Here is a 25532-nt window from a genome sequence, read left to right as displayed (position 1 = left end):
GGACCGTCCTGTGACGTCGGCGTCAGGCCATGTGCAGCTTGACGTATTCGAAATCGCCCGGCTTGTTGTCGATACCGACCTTCGGCGGGGCGATCCAGCTGGCGTATTTACCCGGCTCGGTGACCGGTTTCATCAGCGACTGGATGAAGTCGCCGTCCGCATGGGTCGGCAGCCAGTTCTTGATGCCATCATCGTATTCGGCGCCGGAGACCAGCTTGCCCTCGGGATCGAACAGCTTTTCGGCAAAGACGCCGATCTTGCGGTTGAACGCCTCGTGCGGCAGCTTCATCTCGAACTCGACGCCGGTCTTTTCGATGATCTTGTTCCAGCGGGTCACGCCGCCGGCGGCATCGCGGCTGTAATCGTCGCGCAGGCGCATGTTGATCGCGGTCAGCGCCGGGACATCGTGCTGCACCAGATTGCCGTCAACCAGATCCCAAACCTTGTAGGTGTCCTCGGTCAACTTGTGGTCGTCCTTGATCCGGTGCTCCATGTACCGACCCTTGATGCCCGCGTTAAAGGCGTTGGCAGCGTTGGTCGACACCTCCTGGCCAAAGAGGTCCAGCGACAGCGTGTAGTGCAGGTTCAGCTTTTTCTGGATCGTCGGCAGGTCGATCACGCCCAGCGAGCGGATCTTGTCGATGTCATAGGGATCGTCGATCCCGTTCGCCTTCATCACCTCGCAGGTCTTCTGGATGGTGCGGCCGACGCCGGTTTCGCCCACGAACATGTGGTGCGCCTCTTCGGTCAGCATGAAGCGGCAGGTGCGCGATAGCGGATCGAAGCCGGATTGCGCCAGGCTTTCCAGCTGCATCTTGCCGTCACGGTCGGTGAAATAGGTGAACATGAAGAACGACAGCCAGTCCGGCGTTTCCTCGTTGAAGGCGCCCAGCATACGCGGCGCCTCTTCCGAACCGGACGACCGCAGCAGCAGATCGTCCGCCTCTTCGCGCCCGTCGCGGCCGAAGTATTTGTGCAGCAGATAGACCATGGCCCAGAGGTGACGGCCCTCTTCCACGTTGACCTGGAACAGGTTGCGCATGTCGTAAAGCGACGGCGCGGTCAGCCCGAGAAAGCGTTGCTGCTCCACCGATGCCGGCTCGGTATCGCCCTGGATCACGATCAGGCGCTTGAGCAGGTTGCGGTATTCGCCCGGCACTTCCTGCCAGGCCGGCTCGCCCAAATGCTCGCCGCAGGGGATGGTGCGGTTTTCAACCTGGGGGGCCAGCAGAACGCCCCAGCGGTATTCGGGCATCTTCACATAGTCGAATTTCGCCCAGCCTTTCGGATCGACCGAAACGGCGGTGCGCAGATAGACCAGCGACTGCTGGAAGTTCTGCGGGATCAGGTCGGACCACCAGTTGATGTAGCCGGGGTGCCATTTCTCCAGCGCCTTCAGAACCCGCTTGTCCGAGCTGAGCCCGACATTGTTGGGGATTTGCGTGTCATAGCTGACATTGATCAGATCGAGCATTCGTCCACTCCCTTGAAAATTTGCCCCGCGCGGGATGCCGCGGCGCCATGTCTAAGGGCGCGCCACTGGCGCGCCCCGCTGGTCGGTCAGACCCGTTCCATGTTGTAATCGCCCCGGACCCCGGTGCCATACCGTTGCAGCGCACCATCCTTGCCCACCGCGTTGGGCCGCTGGAAGATCCAGTTCTGCCAGGCGGTCAGACGACCGAAGATGCGGGTTTCCATTGTCTCGGGCCCGGCAAAGCGCAGGTTGGCCTCCATCCCGGTCATCGCGTCGGGGCTGAAGCTGGCGCGCTCCTCGAGGAAGATACGCACCTCGTCCTCCCAGTCGATATCGTCGAAGGCATAGGTGATCAGCCCGGCCTTGTCGGCCTCGTCGGCGTCCATCGGCTCGCCGATCCGGGCCTTCAGCGCATCGACGGTCTCGGGTGTGCCGAGAAAGCGGGTCTGCAGCCGGGTCAGATCGTTGCTCATCGGATATAGGCCGAAATTGCCCTCGGTCAGGGTCACGGTGGCCATCGGGCGATTGTCGCCCTCGAAGGCGTCCAGCATCATGTAGCCACGGTCGCAGGACCACAGCAGTTCGGCCAGAACCCCGGCAAAGCAGCTGCCATGCTCGACCATCGCCGCCATCGAGCGGGAGGTCAGATCGACCCGCTTCAGCACCCGTTTCCAGTATTTCAGGATCTCGTTGGCCAACCAGTGATCGGCATTGTCGATCAGCAGCTTTTCATGCGCGATCAGCTTTTCCGGGTCGCCCTGGGTGCGGAAGACCAGCAGGCCGACCTCGCGCTCGTTCAGGCGCAGATGCAGGATCGCGTCGTCCAGCTCGCGCGCAAGCCGCAGCATGTAGCCATCGCTGCCCTGGGCCTGCACCTCGTCCATGGAGGCGGGCGCATCGGCATCCGGGCCCGACAGGGTGATGGTGGCCTTGCGCCCGGCGCGGTCGATGGCGACCTCGACCAGCGAATAGGTCACGCTGTCCTCGCCGATGGCGCGCTCCAGCGGCTTCAGCGCGATGCCGGCCAGACCGGCGGCCTTGCCGGACTTGGCGGCGAAATCGCGGGCACGCTCCTGCACCACCTCGTCGAACTTCGAATTCGGCACCACCTCGTCCACCAGGCGCCAATCGACGGCGCGCTGGCCCTTGACCCCCTCTTCGACCGAACAGAACACATCGGCCAGATCGCGGCGCACCTTGCGCTTGTCGGTGACGCGGGTCAGCCCGCCGGTGCCCGGCAGCACCGCCAGCAGCGGCACCTCGGGCAGCGCCACCGAGGAGGTGCTGTCGTTGGTCAGCATGATATAGTTGCAGGCGAGCGCCAGCTCATAGCCGCCGCCGGCGCAGGCGCCCTTGACGGCCGCGATGTACTTTTGGCCCGAATCCTCTTCGGCGGCCTCGAAGGTATTGCGCGTCTCGTTGGTGAATTTGCAGAAATTCACCTTGTGGGCATGGGCGGCCCCGCCCAGCATCCGGATATTGGCGCCGGCGCAGAACACCTTGTCCTTGCCCGACCGCATCACCACCACCTTCACCTCGGGGTGCTCGAAACGCATCCGCTGAACCACGTCGGCCAGCTCGATATCGACGCCGAGGTCATAGGAATTCAGCTTGAGCTGATAGCCGTCGAAGAGACCGCCATTCTCGTCCACATCCATGTAGAGATTGGCGATGTCCCCATCGTATTCGACCCGCCAGTGACGGTACTTCGAGGGGTCGGTCTGAAAGTCGATCACTTTGGCCATGTCGCGCTCCTGAAAGGTCGTGTCTTGGATGCACTTTATGACATTCCCCGCCGCAGGTAAACAGGTATATGCATAATAGTGCGCATCATGTTTTGTTGATTTTCAATGATTTAGATATTTGCTTGCATTTTTCTGCACATCGCAATCCACGTATGTGCATTATTTTGCACTATTCTGCATCTCCGCCGGGGGACAGATTCGCCGCCGCCCGCAGCCGCTCGGCCCGTTCCGGCAATGTATCCGGGTCGGCCCCCATCGCCCGGGCCCCGGTCCGGCCCGCCGCCTCAAGGTGGCCCCGCGCGATATCGCAAAGCCGCAGCACCGCGCGCGGCCGGCCCATCCTGGCCTTCAGCGCGGCGTTGGCGATCTGGATCGCACCCTGAACAAAGGCGCGTTGGCGCGAATTGGGCGGCAGGGCGATCCAGACCGGCTCGAACAACTCATGCGCCTCCCAGAAATAGCCCTGTTGCAGATATTGCCACCCGGCGCCCCAGGCATCCGACGCGGCAAGCGCGGCAGGCGTCATGCCCGGCCGCGCCGTGTTTCTCAGGCGGTCAAAGAGGCCTTCCGGGTGCCGGGGGGTCTGACCCGGCACATAGGCGTGCGGAGGGGCCGGGAAATCCACCGGGCTCAGGCCGGCACCACCTCGGCCGCCTCGATCCGCTCCAGCCGGGCGGCAAACTCCGCCACGGCGTCAAGCGTCAGCTCCGGCTGCTCCAGGTGCGGGGCATGCTTACAATCTTCGAGGATCACGGTGTCGACCGGCGCATAGGAGCGCGTCTCGATCTCCTCGATCTGGGCCAATGTGCCGTACTGGTCGTCGCGGCCCTGGATCGCCAGCACCGGAATGCGCAGATAGTCGATCACCTCGCCGACGTTCCACGCCTTGAAGCCCGGATCGAGCCAGACGTCGTTCCAGCCGCGAAAGGCCCCCTCGGGATCGCGGTGATACTTCGCCATCCGCTGTTGCATGTCGGTGGTCTCGAAAACCTCTTTCGCCTTGGCGATCTCGGCCAGTCCCATCTCTTCGGTAAAGAAATGCGGCGCCATCAGGATCAGCCCGCGCACACGGAAATCCTCGACGCTGCCGCCATAGATCGCGGCGATGGTTGCGCCGTCGGAATGGCCGAACAGGATGCAGCGGGAGATCCCCGCCCGGTCCAGCACATGCGGCAGCACCTCGACGGCCTCGCGGGTCATGAAATCCAGCGGGCGCGGCAGGTCGACCGGGTCCGACTGGCCATAGCCCTGACGGGAATAGACCAGCACACCCATGCCGGTGCGCGCCGCCACCTTCGCCGGGAATTCGCGCCACAGCGCGGCGCATCCCAGCCCCTCGTGCAGCATGACGATGGTCGGCGCCTGGTCCGGCGCCGGGCCGTGGCATCTGTATTCCAGCGTCACGCCGTTCACCACCAGCGGAGTCTTTGGCGTTTCGGACCAGTCCAGATGCGCCATTACGCCGATCCCCTCAGCTTGAACCGCTGGATCTTGCCTGTCGCGGTCTTGGGCAGCTCCTCCACCACCTCGATCCAGCGCGGGTATTTCCACATGCCGATCTTTTCCTTGACCAGATCCTTCAGCTCGGCCGCCACGGCAGGATCGGCGCCGTCTTTCAGCACGATATAGGCGGCCGGCTTGTCCAGCCCCTTTTCATCGGCGCGCGCCACGACGGCGGCCTCCAGCACAGCGGGATGTTCGACCAGTGCCTGCTCCACCTCGAAGGGCGAGACCCAGATACCGGACACCTTGAACATGTCGTCGGTACGCCCGCAGTAGACATAGCGCCCCCCGTCCGAGCGTTCGTATTTGTCGCCGGTCCGGGTCCAGTGGCCGGCAAAGGTCGATTGCGACTTGTTCCGCCGGTTCCAGTAGCCGTCGGCCGAGGACGGCCCGCGCACCAGAAGCTCGCCGACCTCGCCCTCGGGCACATCCTCGTCGTGCTCGTCGACCAGCCGCACCTCGTAACCCGGCACCGCGACCCCCGAGGTGCCATAGACGATGTCACCGGGGCGATTGGACAGGAAGATGTGCAGCATCTCGGTCGAGCCGACGCCGTCAATGATCTCGGCCCCCCACAGCCGCTCCCAGCGTTCGCCGATCTCGCGCGGCAGCGCCTCTCCGGCCGAGGTGCAGACGCGGATCGAATGCTCCGGCTTGCCGCCTGCGGCCTCCTGCGCGGCGACCACCGCGGCATAGAGCGTCGGCACCCCGCAAAAGATCGTCGGGCGTTCGGTCTTCATGATGTCGAACACCGCGTCGGGCGTCGGGCGACCGCCGAACAGAACGGTGGTGGCGCCGACCGACATCGGAAAGGACATGCCGTTGCCCAGCCCATAGGCAAAGAACAGCTTGGCCACGGAATAGACGGTATCCTCCTCGCGGATACCCAGAACCTGCGCGCCGAAGGTGTCGGCGGTGGCCTTGAGGCTGGCATGGACATGGCGCACCCCCTTGGGCAGGCCGGTGGAGCCCGAGGAATAGAGCCAGAAGGCCAGTTCGTCCTCATGCGCCTCAACGGTCTGGACCGGCTCGGCGCCCTCGGTAAAGGCGGCATAGCTTTCGGTGCCCTCGGGGGCGTCGCCGATCACCAGCACCGCCCGCAGATAGCGGTTGTCCGAGATCGCGGGGGCGACCACATCCCACAGCTCCTCCGAGACCACCAGGATCGAGGCGCGGCTATCGCTCAGGATTCCTTCGTAGATATCGGTGGACAGCAGCGTGTTCAGCGGCACCGGGATAGCGCCGGCCTTGAGCGACCCCCAGAACACCACCGGGAATTCGATCTGGTCGCGCACGATCATCGCCACGCGCTCCTCGCGCCGGACGCCGTGGCGGTCCAGCGCGCCGGCAAAGCGCGCGGTCTCTTCGGCCAGCTGGCCATAGGTCAGGCTGCGTTTCGCGCCGTCCGCCTCGCGAAAGGCGAGTTTGTCGCCACGGCCCTCGCCGATATGACGGTCGACGAAATAGATCGCCGCGTTGCCCGATGCGTGCATGGGGTCTCCTCCCTCACTGATTGCCTGCCCCGGCGGCGGCGACATTCCTCCTCGCCGCGCCGGGACTCGCTGTCTGTATCATGCATTTTCCGCACTTATATGCAAGATAGTGCCAAAGAAATTGGCATTATTTTGCACTATCTGCCGCGCGGGGGCCGCCCCGGCGGGTCTTGCCCGTGCAGGTCCTCTGTGCGCATTCCGGGCCATGGACGGCCCAGAAAAGAAAACCCGGCCCCCAACCGGGGACCGGGCTGAACGTATCAGACTGTCGCCGCGCCTACCTGAGCAGGAACAGCGTGATCGCCGGGAAGGCCACCAGAATGACCACACGGATCAGGTCAGAGCCGACGAAGAACATCACCGCCTTGTAGGTGTCGACCATCCGCGTCTTGCGGTCCATCGCGTTGATGATGAACAGGTTCATCCCCACCGGCGGCGTGATCAGGCCGACCTCGACCACGATCAGCACCAGGATGCCGAACCAGATCGCCACATGCTCGGTCTCGATCCGGTTGGCCATGCCCCGGGTCACGCGGATGTCCAGCGCCTTCATCTGCTCGCGGGTCAGTTCGGCACCGCTGGCGATCGCGGATTTGATCTGCGCCAGCATGTCCGAGGCCATACCCTCGGGCACGCCGTTGCGCAGCACCTCCATCGCCGCATCCGCCTGAAGGTCGGCCAGGTGGATCAGGCCGAAATCCATCGCGCTGATCACCGGATAGAAAATCGGGATGGTCAGAAGGATCATCGACAGGCTGTCCATCAGGCACCCGAACACCAGGTAGAAGACCAGGATCAGCCCCAGCACCACCCAGGGGCTGAAGCCCTGGCTGACGACATAATTGGACAGCTCCTGCGGCACCTGGGTCAATGCCAGGAACCCATTGTAGAACCCCGCGCCCAGCACGATGAAAAAGATCATCGCGGTCGATCGGGCGGTGACATGGAAACTGTCGATCAGCGATACCCGCGTCAGCCCGCCATTGAGAAAGGCGATCAGACCGGTACCGGCGGCGCCGACTGCGGCGCCCTCGGTCGGCGTGAACCAGCCCAGATAGATGCCACCGACAACCATCCCGAAGACCAGCAGCACCGGCCAGACCTTGAACAGGGCGGCGAACCGCTCGGCATATGGAACCCGCGGCCGGGTGCCGGCCGACTCCGGGAACAGCCGCACATAGATCGAGATGGCGAGCACATAGCCAAGTGCCGCCATCAGGCCCGGAATGAAGGCCGCCAGGAACAGTTTGGCGATGTTCTGTTCGGTCAGGATGGCATAGATCACCAGCACCACCGAGGGCGGGATCAGGATGCCCAGCGTGCCGCCCGCGGCCAGCGTCGCGGTCGAAAACCCGCCGGCATAACCGTATTGCTTCAGCTCGGGCAACGCCACGCGGCCCATGGTGGCGGCGGTGGCCAGCGACGAGCCGCAGATCGCGCCGAACCCGGCGCAGGCGCCGATCGCGGCCATGGCGACGCCGCCCTTGCGGTGGCCCAGCCAGCCCTCGGCAGCCTTGAACAGCGCGTTCGACATGCCGCCCAGGGTCGCGAAATGCCCCATCAGCAGGAACATCGGCACGATGGTCAGCGAATAGCTGGAAAAGGTTGTGTAGGTTTCGCTTTTCAGCCGCGCAAAGGCGATCGTGGTATCGCCGCCGACGATGACCAGCCCGACCAGTCCGACGACGAACATGGCCAGCCCGATCGGCACCCGCAAAAAGATCAGGACCATCAGGGCGGGAAAGGATGCGATCCCGACTTCAAGCGTACTCATTGATCAGTCTCCACCCCGTCCCAGACGAGAATGCGGCCGGTCAGGAATTCGGTCACCCGAACGACAGCCATATAGGTTCCCACGATGGCCGCGACCACCGCCCCGAACAGGCTGGCCGCATAGGCCCACCAGACCGGGAATTCCAGCAGAAACGAGGTCTCGCCATAGCCCTTCTTGGACAGCATCCCGTCGGCCAGCTTCCATGCGATCAGGATCAGGACCAGGGCAAAGACCACCTCGGTCACCATCCGCAGGAACCGGTTGGCGCCGCGCGGCAACGCATTGGCCACGATGTCGACCGAGGCATGTCCGGCGGTGATCTGGCACAGCGGCAGAAAGGCAAAGATCGCAAAGGCCACGCCGGCCTCGACCAGCTCGAAATCGCCATTGACCGGACCGATTCCGATGTCGATCAGCCAATGCGCCAGGTCCGGGGCGATCCCCATGACGAAATCACTGTGGAGAATTCCGTTCAGGCTTCGTCCCAGGATTGAGACGCAGGTGAGAAGGATCAGCGCTGTAAGAACCAGCCCCCCCAACACCGCCATGAACCGGGCCAGACCGGTGAACAACGCGTGCATGCTTACCCTTTCGGCTCTTGCCAGTCTTGAAAAAATGAGCCGCGGCGACAGGGCCGCCGCGGCTACTTAGGAATACACGCGATTACTTGGCGTACATCGGGGTGTATTTGGCGATCAGGGTCTGTGCCTCATCAAGCAGCGCCTGGCCGTCGATGCCCTTGTCGCTCATGTCCTTGAGCCAGGCATCGTAGATCGGCTGCGAGGCTTTGCGCCAGACAGCGGTCTGCTCTTCGTCCAGGGTGATGATGTTGTTGCCCATGTCCTCGGCGATCTGACGCGCAGGGCCATCCGAATCGGCCTGGGTGCCACCGGCAAAGACCGAGAACTCCATCCCCGAATTGTCGTCGACCACCTTTTTCAGGTCGTCGGGCAGGCTGTCATACTTTTCCTTGTTCATGGCCAGAACGAAGGTCAGCGTGTACAGCGCGCCGCCGGTGAACTCGGTGTGGTTCTCCACCAGCTCCGGCACCTTCAGCGCCGAGGTCACTTCCCACGGAATCGTGGTGCCGTCGATCACACCCTTGGACAGACCCTCGGGGATCGCCGGAACCGGCATACCGACCGGGGTGGCGCCCAGCTCGGTCAGCAGCGCGTTGACCGAACGCGAGCCACCGCGGATTTTCATGCCCTGCAGATCGTCGGGGGTCTCGACCGGATCGGCCGAGTGGATCAGGCCGGGGCCGTGAACCCAGGTGCCGAGGATGTGCACGTTCTGGAAATCGGTGTCTTTCCAGTGCGCTTCGAACATTTCCCAATAGGCCCGCGAGACCGCGCGCGCGTTGGTCATCATGAAGGGCAGCTCGAACACCTCGGTGCCGGGGAACCGGCCGGGGGTATAGCCCACGACGGTCCAGACCACATCGGCCACACCGTCGATCGCCTGGTCCAGCAGTTCGGGCGGCTTGCCGCCGAGCTGCATCGAGGGATAGCGGTCAACCTTGATCCGGCCGCCGGAATCCTTTTCCACATTGTCAGCCCAGACATCGAGAACCAGCTTCGGCACGTTGGCTTGCGCCGGCAGGAACTGGTGCAGCTTCAGCGTAACCTCTTGCGCCATCGCCGAGGTCGCCATCAGCCCGGACGCCAGCGCAGCGACGGCAGCGCCGCCCACCAGGCCCAGAACACTTCTCCGTTTGGTCATGTGATTCCTCCCTTTGACCAGATACTGGCAATATAATGCCTTACTTTCTCAGCAATGCAATATATTGCCTATTCTTTCCTTCTGCGCCTGCCTCCACAAGCGAAATATTATTACCCGAAAGGGTAATGCGCCTTGCGCTCTGTCTAGTGTAACGAAAATCGCTTGCAAGTCATGTTTTCGGTAACGCCTATTAGAATTTGTTTGAGCACCCGTCACCCTTCACTTGCCCAGCGCCCTGTTCCGCAAAGCAATACCGCCTGTCCTGTTGCGGTGGACAAGATGCGCGGCAAGAACGAGAAAACCGGCGCGGACCCCGCGCCGGTTCTGATTTCCAGGTGAAACGACACCCGCGTCACTGACGGCTCAGCACCTTCCACTGACCGCCCTCGACCACAGAAATCACCACCTCGTCGGCGCCCTGATGATCCTCGGCGCCATAGGTGATTTTCGCATCCGCCAGCGCGTCATAGTAATCCAGCGTCTCCATCCCCTTGATGAAGCTCTCCTGTGTCAGGTCCGGCCCCGCCGCCTCAAGCGCGCGGATCACCGTATCGGCCGCCGAATAACCCAGCATCGAGAAGCCGCCGGCATCCTGGTCGAACCTGGCCTTGTAGTCGGCCATGAACTTGGCGACCGACGGATCATCGGCGCGCGATTTCAGGTCGACCCAGCCGGCTGCGGCATAGAGCCCCTCGGTCACGCCGCCCGGCACAGCGGCCACAACCGCAAGGAACCCGGCCGAGGTGTTCAGGAACATCACGTCGTTCCAACCCAGTTTCTTGGCGGTCCCGACCACGGTGATCGCCTGCCGCACGCCCAGCGCCAGGGTGATCACGTCGCACTCTGCCGCCTTCAGCTTGGTCAGCGATCCGACGAAATCAAGCTCGTCGGGCTTGTGCGTGGTCTCGCCCGCGAAGGTCAGCCCCAGCGAGGCCGAGACATCCTTGGTGCTGTCGCCGATCTCCTTGCCGAAATCGGTGGGCAGGTACATCGAGCAGATGGTCTTGGCCCCCTTCTCGGCGGCAAGGTATTTCACCCCCTCCTGGATCTGATCCCAGTAGCTGGAAAAGCCGGTGAACTTGTTGTGCATCGGATCCTGCAGCATGTCGCGCGCCGCCGACAGCGGGCCGACATTGGGAATGCCCTTGGGATCGAGCAGCTTGAAGCCCGCCAGGTTCATCGGCGTGCCCAGCGACAGCAGCATTCCGAACACCTTGTCGCGATTCAGCAGCTTGTTATAGCCCTGCATCGCCCGCGGGATCTGATAGCCGTTGTCCTCGACCACAAAACGGATCTTGCGGCCATGCACACCGCCCGCGGCGTTCACCTCGTCAAAGCGCAGGTTGGCGCCGTTCACCGCCGGCACGCCCACCGCGGCAAAGATGCCGCTGAGGTCGTTGACCGAGCCGAACACCACCTCGTCATCGCTCACACCCTGGGTCTCGGCGCCGGCGCTGCCGGCGAGACCGGCGGCCAATGCCGCGGCGGCCAGGACCGTTGTCAGTTTCTTCATGGTCTTCCTCCCTAAGAAAAACGTACGTTTCGCGTCTTGTTCAGTACATGTCGTCGATCAGCGCCTTGTGCTTCTTTTCCACAAAGCTGCGCTTGAGCTTCATGGTTGCGGTCAGTTCCTCGTCCTCCGCCGTCAAGAGCACGTTGATCAGGCGGAAATCCTTGATCTGCTCCACCCGCGCGAACTCCTTGTTGACCTGCTCGACCTCGCGGCCGATCAGCTCGATCACCTCCTGCGCGGCGCAGAGCGATGCAAAATCACTGAACGGTATTTTCTGGTCCTGCGCAAACTTCTCGACATTTTCCTGGTCGATCATGATCAGGCAGCTGAGGTATTTGCGCCGGTCGCCGATCACCACTGCATCGGCGATATAATGGCTGAACTTCAGCCGGCTCTCGATCTCGGCCGGGGTGATGTTCTTGCCCCCCGCGGTGATGATGATGTCCTTGAGCCGCCCGGTGATGGTGAGAAAGCCGTCCTCGTCCAGCCGCCCCACATCGCCGGTGCGAAGCCAGCCGTCCTCGGTAAAGGTCTCGGCGGTTTTTTCGTTGTTGCGCCAGTAGCCCTGGAAATTGTTCAGGCCATAGGTCTGGATCTCGCCGTCCTCGGCGATGCGTACCTTGAACCCCGGCACCGGCTTGCCGACGGTGCCCAGCTTGTTGTCGTCGGGCAGGTTGACGGTGGCCAGCCCGGCGTTCTCGGTCATGCCGTAGCCCTCGATCAGCCTTACCCCGATCGACCAGTACCACTTGATCAACTCCGGCGAGATCGGCGCCGCGCCGGTGGCGCCGCGCCGCATCTTGTCCATCCCCAGCATCCGCCGCAGGTTGCGCAGCACCAGGAAATCCCAGATCGCGTAATACGCCGAGACCGCCAGCGGCGGACGCTTGCCGGCCAGCAGGTAACCGGCCCGCCTTGCGCCGGCCCTTTGCGCCATGTGGAACGCCAGACGTCCCGCCGGCGTTGCCTCCTGCGCCAGCACCAGCACCCGCGAATAGATCTTTTCCCACACCCGCGGCACAGCGGTGAAATGATCCGGCGAGACCTCCTGCAGGTTGTCGAACACCGTCTCCGGGCTTTCGGCGAAATTCACCGTGGCGCGCGCGGCCAGCGGAAAATAGACCGACACGTCGCGCTCCAGAATATGGCAGAGCGGCAGGAAACAAAGCTGCTGATCGCTGGCCAGCGCGGGCAGCGCATGAGAGCCCGAGACCATGGCGCCGACGATATTCTCCTGGCTCAGCATCGCGCCCTTGGGTGCGCCGGTGGTGCCCGAGGTATAGATCAGCAGGCCGGTGTCGCCGGGTCGGGATTTTTCGATCTCCGCCTCGAAGACTCCGCGGTTCTCGGCCTCGAAGGCGCGGCCGGTCTCGTAAAGATCTTCGAGAAACACGCATTTGTCGTGGCGCAGGTCGTGCAGCCCCTCTTTCTCCAGGATGATGACCTTGAGCACCTGCGGCGCCTGATCCTCGATCTCGAGAAACTTGTCGAGCTGCTCGTCGTCCTCGACGAACAGGAACCGGCTGTCCGAATCGTTCAGGATATATGCCAGCTGACTGGCCGAGTCGGTGGTATAGACCCCCGAGGCGATGCCGCCGACGCATTGGATGCCCATATCGGCATAGAGCCATTCCTTGCGGTCCTCGGACAGGATCGAGACCACCTCGCCGCGCTGCAACCCAAGCGCGCGCAGGCCCAGCCCCAGCCATTTGGCGTGGTCCCAGTAATCGCGCCAGCTGTAGGACTGCCAGATGCCCAGATCCTTTTCGCGGTGCGCGGTCCGGTCGCCCATCTCGGCGCAGCGCCGGGCGAACAGCTTGACCACCGTGTCGCAATCATCCACCAGCGCCGGACGTGTGCCCGGCACCGCGTTGACCCGCACGCCGTTGACCTCGATCTGGTCGGTCGATTGAATGTTCATCGCCTTACCTCCAGGTCTTCTTGCGTTTCCAGCGGCGCTCACCGCGCTGGCCCTGTTCCTGATGGCCCAGGTAGAACGCCTTGATGTCCTCGCTCTCCATCAGCCGGTCTGCAGTGCCATCCATCACGATCCGGCCGATCTCCATCACATAGCCCACATCGGCCAGATCCAGCGCCACGCGCGCGTTCTGCTCGACCAGCATCATGGTCACCCCCTCGTCGCGGTTGAGCCGCCGCAGGATACCGAAGATCTCCTGCACCAGCAGCGGCGAGAGGCCGAGCGAGGGTTCGTCCAACAGCATGATCCGGGGCCGCAGCATCAGGCCGCGCCCGATCGCCAGCATCTGCTGCTGTCCGCCCGACAGCGTCCCGGCCTCCTGATTGCGCCGCTCGGCCAGGATCGGGAAATAATCGAACACCATCTGGCGGTCGCGCTCGATCTCGGCGCGATCGTTCCGGGTGTAGGCGCCGAGGCTGAGGTTCTCGTCCACCGTCAGCAGCGGAAACACCTCGCGCCCCTCGGGCACATGGACGATGCCGCGATTGACGATCTGGTGCGGCTCCAGCCCCTGGATCTCTTCGCCGTCAAAGACGATCTTGCCCTTTTCCGGCTCCATGATCCCCGAGATGGTCTTGAGCAGGGTGGATTTGCCGGCACCATTGGCGCCCAGTACGGTCACGACCTGCCCCTGTTCCACCTTCAGGCTGACGCCCCGGATCGCCATGATCGGGCCATAGAAACTTTCCAGGTTCTTGATTTCCAGAACGGTCTGCCCCATCACACCGCCCCCGTGCCCAGATAGGCCGCGATCACCGCCGGGTCCGACTGCACCTCGGCCGGGGCGCCCTCGGCCAGCTTGGCCCCGTCGGCCAGCGCCAGCACCCGGTCGGACACGCCCGAGACCAGCCCCATGTCATGTTCCACCATCAGGACGGTGATCCCCATCTGCTTGCGGATATCATCGATCCACCAGCGCATGTCCTGCGTCTCCTCGACCGAGAGGCCCGAGGCCGGCTCGTCCAGCAGCAACAGCCGCGGGTCCGAAGACAGCGCCCGGCCCAGTTCCACCACCTTGCGTACGCCATAGGGCAGACCCGCGATCATCTTGTTACGGTAGGGCTGCAGGTCGAGGAAATCGATCACCCGCTCGACCGCTTCGCGGTGCTTGTGCTCCTCGCGCCGGACGCGGGGGGTGAACAGCATCTCTTCGATCATGTTGGTGCGGCGGTGCCGGTGGCGACCCACCAGCAGGTTCTGCAACACCGTGGCATGATCGAAAAGCTCGATGTTCTGGAACGTCCGGGCGATGCCCAGATCGGCCACCGCGTCGGCGCGGCGATCCAGCAGGTTCTGTCCGTCAAACGCAATCTGGCCCGAAAAGGGTTCGTAGAACCGCGAAATCAGGTTGAACACGGTGGATTTGCCCGCCCCGTTGGGGCCGACGATGGCATAGACCTCGCCCTCTTCGACCGAAAAGCTCAGGTCGTTGACGGCGACCACGCCGCCGAATTTCAGCGTGGCGTTGTTGATCTCCAAAAGGCTCATCTCAGACGCTCCGTCTTGAGGTAGCTTTTCTGCCGCTTGAACATGTCCTTGCGGGCAAAGGGGAACAGCTCGAACCAGGTGCGGATCTTCAGCCAGCGGCCGTAGATGCCCATCGGCTCGAACAGGATGAACAGGATCAGGATGGCGCCGAACACGCCGGTCTCCAGCCCCGGGATCGCCACGTTGCCACCGCCGATCATGCCGCCGATGGTGTCGGTGGCCATGGACAGCGCCTGCGGCAGAAAGGCGATGACGATGGCACCGAAGAATGCCCCGTGGATCGAGCCCAGCCCGCCGATCACGATCATCATCAAAAGGCTGATCGAGATCACGATGGAAAAGGTCTCGTTATTGAAGGCGCCCGCGTAAAATCCCATCAGCGCCCCCGCCAGCCCGGTGATCGCGCAGGACAGGCCGAACGCCGCCGCCTTGGTAAAGGCGATGTGCACCCCCATCGCGGTGGCCGACACCTCGCTATCGCGCACCGCGGCAAAGGCCCGGCCCAGCGGCGCACGCAGCAGGTTGCGATAGGCCAGCGTGCACAGGATCGTCACCGCGAGGACCAACCAGTAGAACCGGTCCGGCGTGGTCCATCGCTCGATCTCCAGCCCGAAAATGGTGATCATCGGCGCGAACTTGCCGCTGACGCCGTCGGTCCAGGGCTCCAGCAGAACGATGATGTCATCGGCCAGCACCGACAGCGCGATGGTGGCGATGGCAAGGTAAATGCCATGCAGCCGCACCGCCGGGATCGCGAACAGCGTCCCGAACACCCCGGTGATCACGCCGGCCAGCGGGAAGGCCAGCAGGAACGGCAGCCCGTTTTCCATCAGGATGATGCAGGAATAGCAGCCGATGGCGAGAAAGGCCGCGTGCCCAAGGCTCGCCTGTCCGGTCTGCCCGGTCAGCAGCATCAGCCCGAGGCCGGCGATCGCCCAGATCAGCACATTGGTGACCTCGCCCAGAAAGAAATCGTCCAGCAGCCAGGGCAGGATGACGGCGCCGGCCACCAGCACGGCGTAGACGAGAAAACTCCACCAGTCGGGAAACAGACGAATGTCGTTCTCATAGGATGTCTTGAAATGGATGCGCATGGCGTCAGACCTTTTTCGTGCGGACCTGGCTGAACAGGCCGTGCGGGCGGAACACCAGAACGAACAGCAACAGCGCATAGGGCGCGACCTGCGAATACCCGGCGGCGAGATAGCGCGAGGCAAAGGGTTCGATCACCCCCACGATCAGCCCGCCCGCCAAGGCGCCCGGCAGGCTGCCGAAGCCTCCGATCACCGCGGCCGCAAAGGCCTTGATCCCCAGCAGCCCGGCATTGGGGTCGATGGCGCCCTTGGAGGCAAACAGGATGCCGGCGACGGCGGCGACCGCGCCCGACAGGCCCCAGATCAGGCCCTGAACCCGCTTGACCGGGATGCCCATGTAATAGGCCGCCATCTGGTTCTGCGAGGCGGCCTGCATCGCCAGCCCCAGTTTGGTGCGCTGGAAGAACTGGTAGAGGAAGATGGTCAGCAGCACCGTGACCACGATCACCGCCAGATCGGCCATCCCGAGCACCACGCCGGCAACCTGGAAATCGCCCTGCGACAGCGGGCTTTGCAGGGTCTGCGGCTCATGCCCCCAGATCGCGCCGGCGACAAAACGCAGCACGAACCCCATGGCGATGGTCAGGATTACCACCGCGGTCTGGCTCTGGCCGAACAGGTGGCGCAGGATCACCAGATCCAGCAGATAGCCGATCAGCGCCATCAGCCCGATCGCCAGCGGTGCGGCGATCCAGAATGGCAGATCCATGTATTCGGCGTTGGTCAGCCCCAGCGTCACGAAGGCGCCGAGCATCATAAGGTCGCCCTGGGCGAAATTCACCGCCTCGGTCGCCTTGTAGATCAGCACAAAGCCCAACGCGATCAGACCGTACACACAGCCATTCGCCAGCCCGCTGACCAGCAGTTGCAAAACGTCCAAATTGTCCTCCCCTCGCCCGTTTGGCGTCACACTGCGGACCGGCCTCATCCTCCCCGGTGCCACAGTGCGGATCCGCGTCCTCTCACGAATCCGGCACCCTGAGCTTATCGACATACCACGCGGTATGTCGCCGCCTTGTCAATTGTCTTAACACAAGAATCTTTCTTTACACTCGCCGCCAGAGCAAGAATTATCACCCCGGCCCACCAAACGAAGACCCGTAGACCGCAATTCCCCCCGCACAGGCCGTGCCAGGCTCCCGGGGGACCGCGCGCATCGCCGCCAGATCCATCGGAGCCCGATGTCAGAGACCCTCTCAGAATCGCAAAGCGAAATCCTCGACGCCGCCGCCGCCTGTTTCATGAAGCTCGGGGTCCGCGTCGCCTCGGTCGACGACATCGCACGCAGCCTGGGCTCGACCAAGGGCCGCATCTATCATCATTTCGTCTCCAAGGGTGCGCTGCTGGGGGCGGTTCGGTTGCAGGCCCCGAAATTCACCCGGCAGGCGGTTGCGCCGGTGATCGACGGCACCCTGCCGCCGGGGCGGAATTTCCACAACATGGCGTTGGCGCATGTGGCTGCCGTGTTCCGGACTCTGCCCTATCACAAGGTGGTCATGCAGCATTACACCGGGCTCGAGGCCAAATCCGCCTCCGACGCCGACCGGGCGATGGAGGCGCGCATTCAGGCGGCCAACGCCAGCTATGAGGATCTGTTCCGCGCGGTGATCCGCGCCGGCATGGAGCACGGGGAGTTTCGCCGCCAGAACCTGTCCGTGGCGCTGCACAGCGTGCTGATCCTGCTCAACGCGCCGGTGTTCTGGTATTCGCCCCGGCCGGGCGAGCCGGAGGATTTCACCGTGCAGGTGGCCCGTCAGCTGGCCGACATGGGGCTGGCGGCGCTGGCGTGAGATCCGCCATGAAAAAACCGCCGCGGCCCGGGTCGCGGCGGTTGAGTGTTCAGCGCGGCTGCGGCTGCCTCAGTAACCCATCACCCGGGCGTTTTCGTCGATGATCGCGGCGGCCATCTCGCCCGGCTTGGCAACACCGACGCCGTCCAGCAGCACCGAGGGATCGGCGCCCTTGCCCGGCAGGTAGATCGCGCAGACCTCGACCCTTGCGCCGGGCTGTTTCATGATCGCTTGCATCAGGCCCTGCGGGCTCATGTTCTTGGGCGGCTGGCCGGCGGTGGCGCTTTCCGGCGCGTCCCTGAGGGCAAGATCGCCCGCCGGACCGCAAAGCAGGATATGCGGGGTCACCCCCTGTTGCGCCGCCTGCATGGTCAGCACCATCGCCATCAGTTGGGTCTGCGCCTCGGGCGCGGTCAGGATGGTCACCAGGGTCTTGGGGGCCTCGGCGCGGGCGGGGGCGGACAGGGCGGTCACCGCGAGGGCGGCTGCGATCAGTACACGTTTCATTTGCAACTCCGTTTGTCAGGATGGGTTTGGAACAGATTCGCGCGCCGCCCATGCGGACCGCGCACGGGATCGCCTCAGACGTCGGATCTGGTCTTGCGCAGGATCAGCGATTCCAGCGTATAGACCAGGATCGCCAGCCCGATGGCGCCAGCCACGGCGACCGTCAGCAGCACGATCACGTCCACCGGCCCGCCGATGTCGGCAAAGCCCGAATGGGTCATCGCCTGCACGAAAAGCACAGCGCCGATGGCGCCGAAGGGCATCGAAAGCTGCGCCCAGAGAAACTTGCGCCAGCTCACCGCGCGATCGCGGATCAGCACGTAAACATAGGCCAGCGTGATCACCCCGGCGGCGGCGAGCATGGCCCAGAACAGGCCGCGGCCGAAGATCTCTTCGAAGACGGCGATCAGGGTTCCGAATGTCAGGTCTTTCATCTGGCGCTCTCCTCAGGCCTTGCCGCGCAGCATCGCGTTATAGGTGGCCTTCAGCGCCACCTCCTTCATCAGCCAGCTGATCCACAACTCTTCCAGCGGCGCGATGATCCCCGGGAACGAGGGGGTGAGGTTGTCGTTATAGTCGAACTCGACCAGCATGGCGCGGCCGACCCGGGTGATCATCGGGCAGGAGGTATAGCCGTTGTAGGCGGCATCGGCGGTATCGCCCGCGATCTGGGCGACCAGATGCGCCTCGACCACCGGCACCTGCCATTTGACCGATGCCGCCGTCTTGCCCTTTGGCACGCCGGCCACGTCGCCCACCGCGAAGACCTCCGGGTAACGGCGGTGGCGCAGGCTGTGCTGGTCGACCTCGACCCAGCCCTGATCGACCCATTTGTCGGCCCAGCTCAACCCGCTGTCGCGCACCACCTGGGGCGCGCGCTGCGGCGGGATCACGTGGATGTAGTCATAGCCCAGTTCCTTCTGCCCCTCCGGCGTGTCGAAGGTGGCCAGCTTCTTGCCCGGCTCTATGGCGCGCAACACATGGGAATAGGCGGCGTCGATGCCCCGATCGCCGAACAGCATGCGCACCTTTTCCGACACGATCGGCACCCCGAAGAGCGAATTGTTGTTGGACGCATAGATGATCTCGGCCTTGCCGCGATTGCCGGCCTTGCGGGTGATATCGTCGATCAGGAAGGTGTGCTTGAGCGGCGCACCGGCGCATTTCATCTCGGTCGCGGGCCGGGTGAACAGGCCGACGCCCCCCTCTTCGGTGAACCTGGAGGCCGCGGCCCAGGTCTTTGCGGCATAGTCCGGTCCGGCATAGAGCGCGCCGATCCCCTCCGTGCCGACCAGATCCAGGCTGAACCCCTCGATGGCGTCGTGATCCAGCGTCAGCCCGGTGGCGACGATCAGGTAATCATAGGGCACCACCTCACCCCCTTGCAGGGTGACGGTCTTTGCCTCCGGGTCGATCTCGGCGGCATAATCCTGTTTCAGCTCGACGCCCGGGGGCAGCCAGTCGGCGGTCTGGCTGACCGAATAGCCGGCCGGCTTGAGCCCGGCGGCGATCAGGCTGAACCCCGGTTGATACAGGTGCTGCCTGCGCCCGTCGATCAGGGTGATGCGGGCACCGCCCAGGCGGTGCACCAGGCGGTTGGCCAGCGCGGTGCCGGCGGCGCCGGAGCCCAGAATGACGATATGGGCCTTTGTGGCCACCTGCGCCTGCGCCGGCGGTGCGGCGCCTGCGGCGGCAAGGGCGGCCGCCCCGGCCGCCAGACCCAGAAAGCCGCGACGGGACGGGGAAAACTGATCTTGGTCGGTCATGTGGTCCGTATTCCTGTAATTCACATCGCACTTTTTGCATACGATGGAATGCCGGATTTTGACCCAGATCAAAAACTTGCATATTGAATGTGCTTTTTCAGAACATCCCGTTATTTGCCCGCGCCGGGGCCGCGCTGCCGTCGGCCGGCGGCACGCTCTGCCCCCCGACCGGGCCCGGGGCGTCACATGGCACGGCCCGAAACGGAAACGGGCGCCCCGAAAGGCGCCCGTCCCGGTCTGACCCCTCCCGGGGACGTGATCAGGAGAGGTTAGCTTTTGCCGTCTTCCTGAGTCAGACGCGCATCTTCTCGCATTTCAAGCCACATCGCGTTCAGCACCGCGAGCATCGCGGCCAGAGGAAGGCCAAGCAGCCAGGCAAAATACCACATCGTCTTTTTCCTTCCTTAATAGCTGTGGCCGGAACCGGTGATCTCGTCCTCGGTCACCTTGCCCCAGAGCACTTTGTAGACCCAGGCGGTATAGGCCAGGATCAGCGGCATGAAGATCACCGCCATCACCAGCATCACGAACAGCGTCTGATGCGAGGACGAGCTGTCCCAGACGGTCAGCGAGCTGTCGGGATTCACGGTCGAGGGCAGGATAAACGGGAACATCGTGAGACCGACGCTGGAGATGATGCCGGTGATCGCCATCTTGGACCACAGCAGCGTCGAGACCTCGCGCCCCGCGCGCAGCCCCATCACCGCCAGCGCGATGCCGGCAAAGGCCATGATCGGCGCGATAATGATCCAGGGCCGGGCGCTGTAGGCCGCCATCCAGGATCCGCCGCGCTCCACCTCGGAATAAAGCGGGTTGGACGGGCCGTTGGGCGCCACCTCGCCGATGATCTGGAAACCGTCCACCCCGAGGGCGAGCCAGACGCCGGCCAGCGCATAGGCGACCGCCGCCACGATTCCGGCATAGGTGCCGATGGTCCGGGCGCGCATCTGTACCGGGCCTTCGGTCTTCAGCGTCAGCCAGGCCGCGCCATGCATCAGCAGCATCGACAGCGACACCACCCCCGACAGGATCGCGAAGGGCCGCAGCAGTCCCAGGAACTTGGCGTAAAAGGCGCCGTCATACATCGGCATCAGATCCTCGGTCAGGTAAAACGGCACACCCAGCATCACGTTGCCGACCGCAACCCCGAACAGCAGCGCCGGCGCCGCGCCACCCACGAACAGCGCCCAGTCCCAGCCGCTGCGCCAGGCCGCGCTGTCCCGCTTGGAGCGGTATTTGAAGCCCACCGGCCGCAGGATCAGCGCCGCGAGCACCGCGAACATCGCCAGGTAGAAGCCCGAGAAACTGACCGCGTAAAGCGGCGGCCAGGCGGCAAAGATGGCGCCGCCCCCCAGGATGAACCACACCTGGTTGCCTTCCCAGACCGGGCCAATGGTGTTGATCACCACGCGGCGCTCCACGTCGGTCCTGCCGACGAAGGGCAGCAGCGCGCCGACCCCCATGTCGAACCCGTCGGTCAGGGCGAACCCGATCAGAAGGACGCCCAGCAGCACCCACCAGATCACGCGAAGAATGTCGAAATCGATCAGTTCAAACAGGATCATTGGCTTTACTCCGCAGGCTCGGGCGCGAACGGGCCCTTGCCGTCATGGGTGCGCAGACGGTGTTCGTGCCGCGCCATCCAGGTTTCGGTTTCCTCCACGTCCTCGGTCGGGCCCTTGCGGATGTATTTCACCATGAGGCCCATCTCGATAATGAAGAGGATGGTGTAGAAGGTGACGAAGCCGGCCAGCGTGATCAGCAGATCGGCGACGCTGAGGTGACTCACCGACAGCGCGGTGGGCAGCACCCCGTCGACCGTCCAGGGCTGGCGGCCGAACTCGGCGACGAACCAGCCCAGCTCGGCGGCGAGCCAGGGCGTCGGGATGATGATCACGCCCAGCCACAGCGACCAGCGCGGGAACCGCATGCCGCGGAAGCTGGCCATGAAGGCGAAATAGGCCATCACCGCGATGAAGCTGAAGCCGAGCCCGACCATCAGGCGGAACGCCCAGAACAGCGGCGCCACACCGGGGATGGTATCCGCCGCGGCCTGCTTGATCTGTTCTTCGGTGGCCTCGCGCGGGTCGTCCACATAACGCTTGAGCAGGAAGGCAAAGCCCAGATCGTCCGAGTTCTGCTCGAAGATGAACCGCGCCTCGGACGGCGCATTGCCACGCTGTTCCCGGATCGTCATCAGCGCGTCATAGGCGATGACGCCGCGTTTGATCTTGTCCTCGGCAATATCGACCAGATCGTTGATGCCGGGGATCTCCTCGGTCAGCGAACGGGTGCCGATCAACCCCATGACCCAGGGGATCGAGACGGCATAATGGGTCTCGCGCGCCTCCCTGTCGGGAAAACCGATCAGGTTGAACGGCGCCGGCGCCGCATGGGTTTCCCACATGCCCTCGATCGCGGCGAGCTTCATTTTCTGGGTGTGACTGGCCGAATAGCCCGACTCATCGCCCAGCACCACGACCGACAGCGCCGAGGCAAGGCCAAAGCTGGCGGCCACGGCGATCGACCGGCGGGCCAGCTCGATGTGACGGCCTTTCAGCAGATACCAGGCCGAAACGCCCAGCACGAAAACCGACGCGGTGACGTAACCGGCGGATACCGTGTGCACGAATTTCGCCTGCGCGACCTCGTTGAACACCACCTCGAAGAACGAGGTCATCTCCATCCGCATGCTGTCGGGGTTGAACTGCGCGCCGACCGGATTCTGCATCCAGCCATTGGCGATCAGGATCCACAGCGCCGAAAAGTTCGAGCCCAGCGCGACCAGCCAGGTCACCATCATATGGGCGGTCTTGCTCAGCTTGTCCCAACCGAAAAAGAACAACCCGACAAAGGTCGCCTCGAGGAAAAAGGCCATCAGCCCCTCGATCGCCAGCGGCGCGCCGAAGATGTCGCCGACATAGTGGCTGTAATAGGACCAGTTCATGCCGAACTGGAACTCCATGGTGATCCCGGTGGCCACCCCGAGCACAAAGTTGATCCCGAACAGCGTGCCCCAGAATTTCGTCATCTGGCGCCAGACCGGGCGGTTGGTCATCACATAGACCGTCTCCATGATCGCCACGAGGACCGACAGGCCCAGCGTCAGCGGCACGAAGAGGAAGTGATACATGGCTGTCATCGCGAATTGCAGACGAGACAGCTCGACGACATCAAGTTCCATGATGCGCATCTCCTCGGTTTGGGTGCGCAGGTCTGGGTGGCGCGATCACGTCACGAATACCTGCCTTAAAAATACATCATTAAAGTCTTACTATACGCAGGAGCCTTCCACAGATTTGATCTGCGTCAAGACCCGCGCTGATTCTGAACGAAATTCGTAAGGTCCAGATGAAAATCGGCGAGCTCGGTCTCGACCCTGCGATGGGTCGCCGCCACGATCGCCGCCTGCGGCAGATAGGCCCGGACCCCGGCCACCACGCGCCGCGCGGTGTCCGCGTCCAGCCCCTCGGTGGGCTCGTCCAGCAACAGGATATCCGGGTGCCGCAACAGCGCCCGGGCCAGCGCAAGCCGCCGCGACTCGCCCCCCGACAACCCCGCGCCGCCCTCGCCCAGGCCGGCCTCCAGACCGCCACGCGCGGCAATCACCTGATCGAGGGCCACGGCGCGCAGCACCGCCCAGGCGTCCTCATCGGTCAGGTCCGGGCGGGCGATCTCGAGATTGTCCCGCACAGAGCCGCCCAGAAGCGCCGTGCGCTGCGGTAGCAAGGTCAGATGCCGCCGCAGCGCCGGTTCCGGCCAGTCCGCCAGCGGCGCACCCAGAACATGCACCGACCCGCTCCGCACCGGGCCGATCCCCGCCAGCGCGTCAAGAAGTGTGCTCTTGCCGGTGCCGCTGGCGCCGCTCAGCGCCAGCATCCGGCCCGGCGCCACCGAAAAGCTCACCCCGCTGAGCAGCGGCACCTCCCGCCCCGGCCGGGCCAGACTCAGATCGCAGAGCTCAAGCCCGGCGGCGCGGTCGGGCACGGGCGCGGCACCCTGCGCGCCGAGCGGCCGCGCGCCCGCCGGCGCCTCGGCCAGAACCCGCGCGGCAGCGTCGCGCATCCGTCCGATCTCGGCCAGACCCCGGCGCAGCGGCATCACCGTCTCGGCCAGCGCCAGCGCCACGAAAACCCCGATCGCCGCCTGCGCCGCATCGATCCGCCCGGATGCGATCAGCCCGCCCGACAGGCCCAGCACCAGCGCCGTGACCAGCGCGACCAGCACCGACAGCGCCAGCCCGGCGCCGGTGTCGATCCGGTCCAGCCGGTCCTGCGCGGCGCGGGCGCGGGCATCCTCGGCATCGATCCGGGCGCGCCACTCGGGCAGCAGCCCCTGCAGGATCGCCTCGCGCTGACCGCGGAACAGACCGATGGCGCGCTGCCGCAGCGCCTGCATCGCCGCCTCGGCCTCGGTCGAGGGGGCAAAGGTGCGCAGCGCCACCCGCAGCAGGATCACCGATCCGCCGACCAGATAGCCCAGCGCGACCGCCGCCGCGACCGCCGGCGTCACCAGCCAGGCCAGCAGGACAAAGGCCGCCGCATGGGTGATCAGCGCCGCCGCCAGCGGCAAGGCCAGCCGCAGCGCCACCCCGTCCAGCGCATCCACATCCGCCGTGATCCGGGTCAGCGCGGTGCCGCCGCGCAACTGCCGCAGCGCGTCGATCGGCCAGGCCTCCAACCGGTGCATCAGGGTGATGCGCAACGCCGCCAGCGCCCGCAGCGTGGCGTCGTGGGTCAACAGCCGCTCGCCATAGCGGGCCGCCGCGCGGCCCAGCGCCAGGAACCGCACGCCGGCCGAGGGGCGGAACACATCAAAGGCGATGCCGATACCGGCGATGCCGGCCAGCCCGGTGGCGGTGATGAACCAGCCCGACAGGCCCAGCAACGCCGCGCCCATGATCAGCACCACGACGCTCAGCGCCGCACCGCGCCACATCGCCCGGGGATCCGCCGCCCAGAGCAATCGCAGGATCTGCCACAGCGCCCTCATGCCGCGCCCTCCAGATCGATCACCCGCCCCATCGCCGCGCAGAGCGCCGCGTCATGGGTCGCCACGATCACCGTGCGCCCCTCGCCCGCCAGGGCGGCCAGCGCCGCGATGATCGCGCCGGCGGTGCCCTGATCCAGATCCGCCGTCGGCTCGTCGGCCAGAATCACATCGGCCCCGGTCAGGAACGCCCGCGCCAGCAGCAGCCGCCGCGCCTCGCCGCCCGACACGCCGGCGCCGGTCTCGCCCAGCCGGGTATCCAGCCCCTCGGGCAGCGCCGCCACGATCGACGACGCCCGCGCCTTGGCCAGTGCCGCGTCCATATCGGCGCCCTGCCCGTGCGGGTCCAGAAACTCCCGCAGGGTCACATCCGGCACATGCACCGACTGCGGCACAAAGGCGAGCCGCGCGCGCCATGCGTCGGCGGTGGTATCGTCCAGCGGCTGACCGGCCACCACGATCCGCCCCGCCCCGGGCCGCAGCAGACCGGCTGCCAGATCCAGCAGCGTCGATTTGCCGGTCCCGCTCGGCCCGCGCAGCGCCACGCTCTCGCCCGCGCCGATGGCAAGATCCGGCAGCGGGTGCCGCAGCCCGCCGCGCCTCACCGTGACCCCGGTCATCTCCAGCGTCGGCGGCCCGGCCAGCCGCCCGACCCGGGCGCCGGTGCCCGGCGCGTCGGCCGCCGCGCGCGCGGCC

At 64.8% G+C, this 25532-nt stretch carries 23 protein-coding genes; 1 reads left to right on the top strand and 22 read right to left on the bottom strand.

Annotation, left to right across the window (positions count from 1 at the left end; genetic code table 11):
* Positions 1–22 precede the first annotated feature (22 nt).
* The 14 genes from boxB to E1832_RS12335 all read right to left on the bottom strand — a co-directional run bounded on the left by boxB (position 23) and on the right by E1832_RS12335 (position 16664).
* Entirely contained in the window at positions 23–1474 is a 1452-nt protein-coding gene (boxB, locus tag E1832_RS12400; RefSeq protein ID WP_133360084.1) for a benzoyl-CoA 2,3-epoxidase subunit BoxB, read from the bottom strand.
* An 86-nt stretch (positions 1475–1560) separates the two neighbouring features.
* On the bottom strand, positions 1561–3219 hold the full coding sequence (gene boxC / locus E1832_RS12395; protein WP_133360083.1) for a 2,3-epoxybenzoyl-CoA dihydrolase: 1659 nt from the start codon (positions 3217–3219) through the stop codon (positions 1561–1563).
* Between the two features lie 169 nt (positions 3220–3388).
* Positions 3389–3745 carry a DUF309 domain-containing protein gene (locus E1832_RS12390; RefSeq protein ID WP_133360082.1) on the bottom strand — a complete coding sequence of 119 codons (357 nt, stop codon included), beginning with the start codon at positions 3743–3745 and terminating at the stop codon, positions 3389–3391.
* Between the two features lie 104 nt (positions 3746–3849).
* Positions 3850–4677, bottom strand: a complete 828-nt coding sequence (locus E1832_RS12385; RefSeq protein ID WP_133360081.1) for an alpha/beta fold hydrolase — start codon at positions 4675–4677, stop codon at positions 3850–3852.
* Positions 4677–6215: a benzoate-CoA ligase family protein gene (locus tag E1832_RS12380; protein WP_133360080.1), complete on the bottom strand. Its 1539-nt coding sequence runs from the start codon at positions 6213–6215 to the stop codon at positions 4677–4679. The genes E1832_RS12385 and E1832_RS12380 overlap by 1 nt, the downstream gene beginning before the upstream one ends.
* 277 nt (positions 6216–6492) lie before the next feature.
* Complete coding sequence (locus E1832_RS12375; protein ID WP_133360079.1) at positions 6493–7989, bottom strand: TRAP transporter large permease; 1497 nt, start codon at positions 7987–7989, stop codon at positions 6493–6495.
* On the bottom strand, positions 7986–8570 hold the full coding sequence (locus E1832_RS12370; RefSeq protein ID WP_133360078.1) for a TRAP transporter small permease: 585 nt from the start codon (positions 8568–8570) through the stop codon (positions 7986–7988). Before E1832_RS12370 ends, E1832_RS12375 begins: the two co-directional genes overlap by 4 nt.
* 82 nt (positions 8571–8652) lie before the next feature.
* Complete coding sequence (locus tag E1832_RS12365) at positions 8653–9711, bottom strand: TRAP transporter substrate-binding protein (RefSeq protein ID WP_133360077.1); 1059 nt, start codon at positions 9709–9711, stop codon at positions 8653–8655.
* Between the two features lie 352 nt (positions 9712–10063).
* Complete coding sequence (locus tag E1832_RS12360; RefSeq protein WP_133360076.1) at positions 10064–11224, bottom strand: ABC transporter substrate-binding protein; 1161 nt, start codon at positions 11222–11224, stop codon at positions 10064–10066.
* A gap of 40 nt (positions 11225–11264) precedes the next feature.
* Positions 11265–13145, bottom strand: a complete 1881-nt coding sequence (locus tag E1832_RS12355) for an AMP-dependent synthetase/ligase (protein ID WP_133360075.1) — start codon at positions 13143–13145, stop codon at positions 11265–11267.
* Positions 13146–13149: 4 nt separating this feature from the next.
* On the bottom strand, positions 13150–13923 hold the full coding sequence (locus E1832_RS12350) for an ABC transporter ATP-binding protein (RefSeq protein WP_133360074.1): 774 nt from the start codon (positions 13921–13923) through the stop codon (positions 13150–13152).
* Entirely contained in the window at positions 13923–14690 is a 768-nt protein-coding gene (locus E1832_RS12345; RefSeq protein WP_133360073.1) for an ABC transporter ATP-binding protein, read from the bottom strand. Before E1832_RS12345 ends, E1832_RS12350 begins: the two co-directional genes overlap by 1 nt.
* Complete coding sequence (locus tag E1832_RS12340) at positions 14687–15784, bottom strand: branched-chain amino acid ABC transporter permease (RefSeq protein WP_133360072.1); 1098 nt, start codon at positions 15782–15784, stop codon at positions 14687–14689. The genes E1832_RS12345 and E1832_RS12340 overlap by 4 nt, the downstream gene beginning before the upstream one ends.
* A 4-nt stretch (positions 15785–15788) precedes the next feature.
* The gene (locus tag E1832_RS12335; RefSeq protein ID WP_133360071.1) at positions 15789–16664 is read right to left on the bottom strand and encodes a branched-chain amino acid ABC transporter permease; all 876 of its coding nucleotides are present in this window, start codon (positions 16662–16664) and stop codon (positions 15789–15791) included.
* A 301-nt stretch (positions 16665–16965) separates the two neighbouring features.
* On the opposite strand from E1832_RS12335, the gene E1832_RS12330 reads away from it, so the two are divergent.
* Positions 16966–17574 carry a TetR/AcrR family transcriptional regulator gene (locus tag E1832_RS12330; RefSeq protein ID WP_133360070.1) on the top strand — a complete coding sequence of 203 codons (609 nt, stop codon included), beginning with the start codon at positions 16966–16968 and terminating at the stop codon, positions 17572–17574.
* A gap of 69 nt (positions 17575–17643) precedes the next feature.
* Here the strand turns inward: E1832_RS12330 and E1832_RS12325 are convergent, their stop codons facing one another.
* The 8 genes from E1832_RS12325 to E1832_RS12290 all read right to left on the bottom strand — a co-directional run.
* Complete coding sequence (locus E1832_RS12325; RefSeq protein WP_133360069.1) at positions 17644–18081, bottom strand: DsrE family protein; 438 nt, start codon at positions 18079–18081, stop codon at positions 17644–17646.
* A 74-nt stretch (positions 18082–18155) separates the two neighbouring features.
* Complete coding sequence (locus tag E1832_RS12320; RefSeq protein ID WP_133360068.1) at positions 18156–18515, bottom strand: DUF5368 domain-containing protein; 360 nt, start codon at positions 18513–18515, stop codon at positions 18156–18158.
* Between the two features lie 12 nt (positions 18516–18527).
* On the bottom strand, positions 18528–19847 hold the full coding sequence (locus tag E1832_RS12315; protein ID WP_133360067.1) for an NAD(P)/FAD-dependent oxidoreductase: 1320 nt from the start codon (positions 19845–19847) through the stop codon (positions 18528–18530).
* Positions 19848–20116: 269 nt separating this feature from the next.
* Positions 20117–20236 (bottom strand): cytochrome bd-I oxidase subunit CydX, encoded by a 120-nt coding sequence (gene cydX, locus E1832_RS12310; protein ID WP_133360066.1) that lies wholly within the window; start codon positions 20234–20236, stop codon positions 20117–20119.
* 15 nt (positions 20237–20251) lie between these two features.
* A complete protein-coding gene (cydB, locus tag E1832_RS12305; protein WP_133360065.1) occupies positions 20252–21412 on the bottom strand; it encodes a cytochrome d ubiquinol oxidase subunit II in 1161 nt (386 codons plus the stop codon).
* Positions 21413–21417: 5 nt separating this feature from the next.
* Positions 21418–23031 carry a cytochrome ubiquinol oxidase subunit I gene (locus E1832_RS12300; RefSeq protein WP_133360064.1) on the bottom strand — a complete coding sequence of 538 codons (1614 nt, stop codon included), beginning with the start codon at positions 23029–23031 and terminating at the stop codon, positions 21418–21420.
* Between the two features lie 125 nt (positions 23032–23156).
* Complete coding sequence (cydC, locus tag E1832_RS12295; protein WP_133360063.1) at positions 23157–24839, bottom strand: thiol reductant ABC exporter subunit CydC; 1683 nt, start codon at positions 24837–24839, stop codon at positions 23157–23159.
* Positions 24836–25532: ATP-binding cassette domain-containing protein (locus E1832_RS12290; RefSeq protein WP_133360062.1), on the bottom strand; the 697-nt coding region annotated here is incomplete at its 5' end. The genes cydC and E1832_RS12290, both read right to left, overlap by 4 nt.

This window comes from Antarcticimicrobium luteum, from assembly GCF_004358185.1.
GTDB lineage: Bacteria > Pseudomonadota > Alphaproteobacteria > Rhodobacterales > Rhodobacteraceae > Antarcticimicrobium > Antarcticimicrobium luteum.
This window is presented reverse-complemented; position numbering and strand designations above follow the sequence as displayed.

Excerpts from the sequence above, each read along its gene's own strand:
- boxB (WP_133360084.1), bottom strand. The coding sequence starts at position 1,474 with ATGCTCGATCTGATCAATGTCAGCTATGACACGCAAATCCCCAACAAT.
- boxC (WP_133360083.1), bottom strand. The coding sequence starts at position 3,219 with ATGGCCAAAGTGATCGACTTTCAGACCGACCCCTCGAAGTACCGTCAC.
- E1832_RS12390 (WP_133360082.1), bottom strand. The coding sequence starts at position 3,745 with ATGACGCCTGCCGCGCTTGCCGCGTCGGATGCCTGGGGCGCCGGGTGG.
- E1832_RS12385 (WP_133360081.1), bottom strand. The coding sequence starts at position 4,677 with ATGGCGCATCTGGACTGGTCCGAAACGCCAAAGACTCCGCTGGTGGTG.
- E1832_RS12380 (WP_133360080.1), bottom strand. The coding sequence starts at position 6,215 with ATGCACGCATCGGGCAACGCGGCGATCTATTTCGTCGACCGTCATATC.
- E1832_RS12375 (WP_133360079.1), bottom strand. The coding sequence starts at position 7,989 with ATGAGTACGCTTGAAGTCGGGATCGCATCCTTTCCCGCCCTGATGGTC.
- E1832_RS12370 (WP_133360078.1), bottom strand. The coding sequence starts at position 8,570 with ATGCACGCGTTGTTCACCGGTCTGGCCCGGTTCATGGCGGTGTTGGGG.
- E1832_RS12365 (WP_133360077.1), bottom strand. The coding sequence starts at position 9,711 with ATGACCAAACGGAGAAGTGTTCTGGGCCTGGTGGGCGGCGCTGCCGTC.
- E1832_RS12360 (WP_133360076.1), bottom strand. The coding sequence starts at position 11,224 with ATGAAGAAACTGACAACGGTCCTGGCCGCCGCGGCATTGGCCGCCGGT.
- E1832_RS12355 (WP_133360075.1), bottom strand. The coding sequence starts at position 13,145 with ATGAACATTCAATCGACCGACCAGATCGAGGTCAACGGCGTGCGGGTC.
- E1832_RS12350 (WP_133360074.1), bottom strand. The coding sequence starts at position 13,923 with ATGGGGCAGACCGTTCTGGAAATCAAGAACCTGGAAAGTTTCTATGGC.
- E1832_RS12345 (WP_133360073.1), bottom strand. The coding sequence starts at position 14,690 with ATGAGCCTTTTGGAGATCAACAACGCCACGCTGAAATTCGGCGGCGTG.
- E1832_RS12340 (WP_133360072.1), bottom strand. The coding sequence starts at position 15,784 with ATGCGCATCCATTTCAAGACATCCTATGAGAACGACATTCGTCTGTTT.
- E1832_RS12330 (WP_133360070.1), top strand. The coding sequence starts at position 16,966 with ATGTCAGAGACCCTCTCAGAATCGCAAAGCGAAATCCTCGACGCCGCC.
- E1832_RS12325 (WP_133360069.1), bottom strand. The coding sequence starts at position 18,081 with ATGAAACGTGTACTGATCGCAGCCGCCCTCGCGGTGACCGCCCTGTCC.
- E1832_RS12320 (WP_133360068.1), bottom strand. The coding sequence starts at position 18,515 with ATGAAAGACCTGACATTCGGAACCCTGATCGCCGTCTTCGAAGAGATC.
- E1832_RS12315 (WP_133360067.1), bottom strand. The coding sequence starts at position 19,847 with ATGACCGACCAAGATCAGTTTTCCCCGTCCCGTCGCGGCTTTCTGGGT.
- cydX (WP_133360066.1), bottom strand. The coding sequence starts at position 20,236 with ATGTGGTATTTTGCCTGGCTGCTTGGCCTTCCTCTGGCCGCGATGCTC.
- cydB (WP_133360065.1), bottom strand. The coding sequence starts at position 21,412 with ATGATCCTGTTTGAACTGATCGATTTCGACATTCTTCGCGTGATCTGG.
- E1832_RS12300 (WP_133360064.1), bottom strand. The coding sequence starts at position 23,031 with ATGGAACTTGATGTCGTCGAGCTGTCTCGTCTGCAATTCGCGATGACA.
- cydC (WP_133360063.1), bottom strand. The coding sequence starts at position 24,839 with ATGAGGGCGCTGTGGCAGATCCTGCGATTGCTCTGGGCGGCGGATCCC.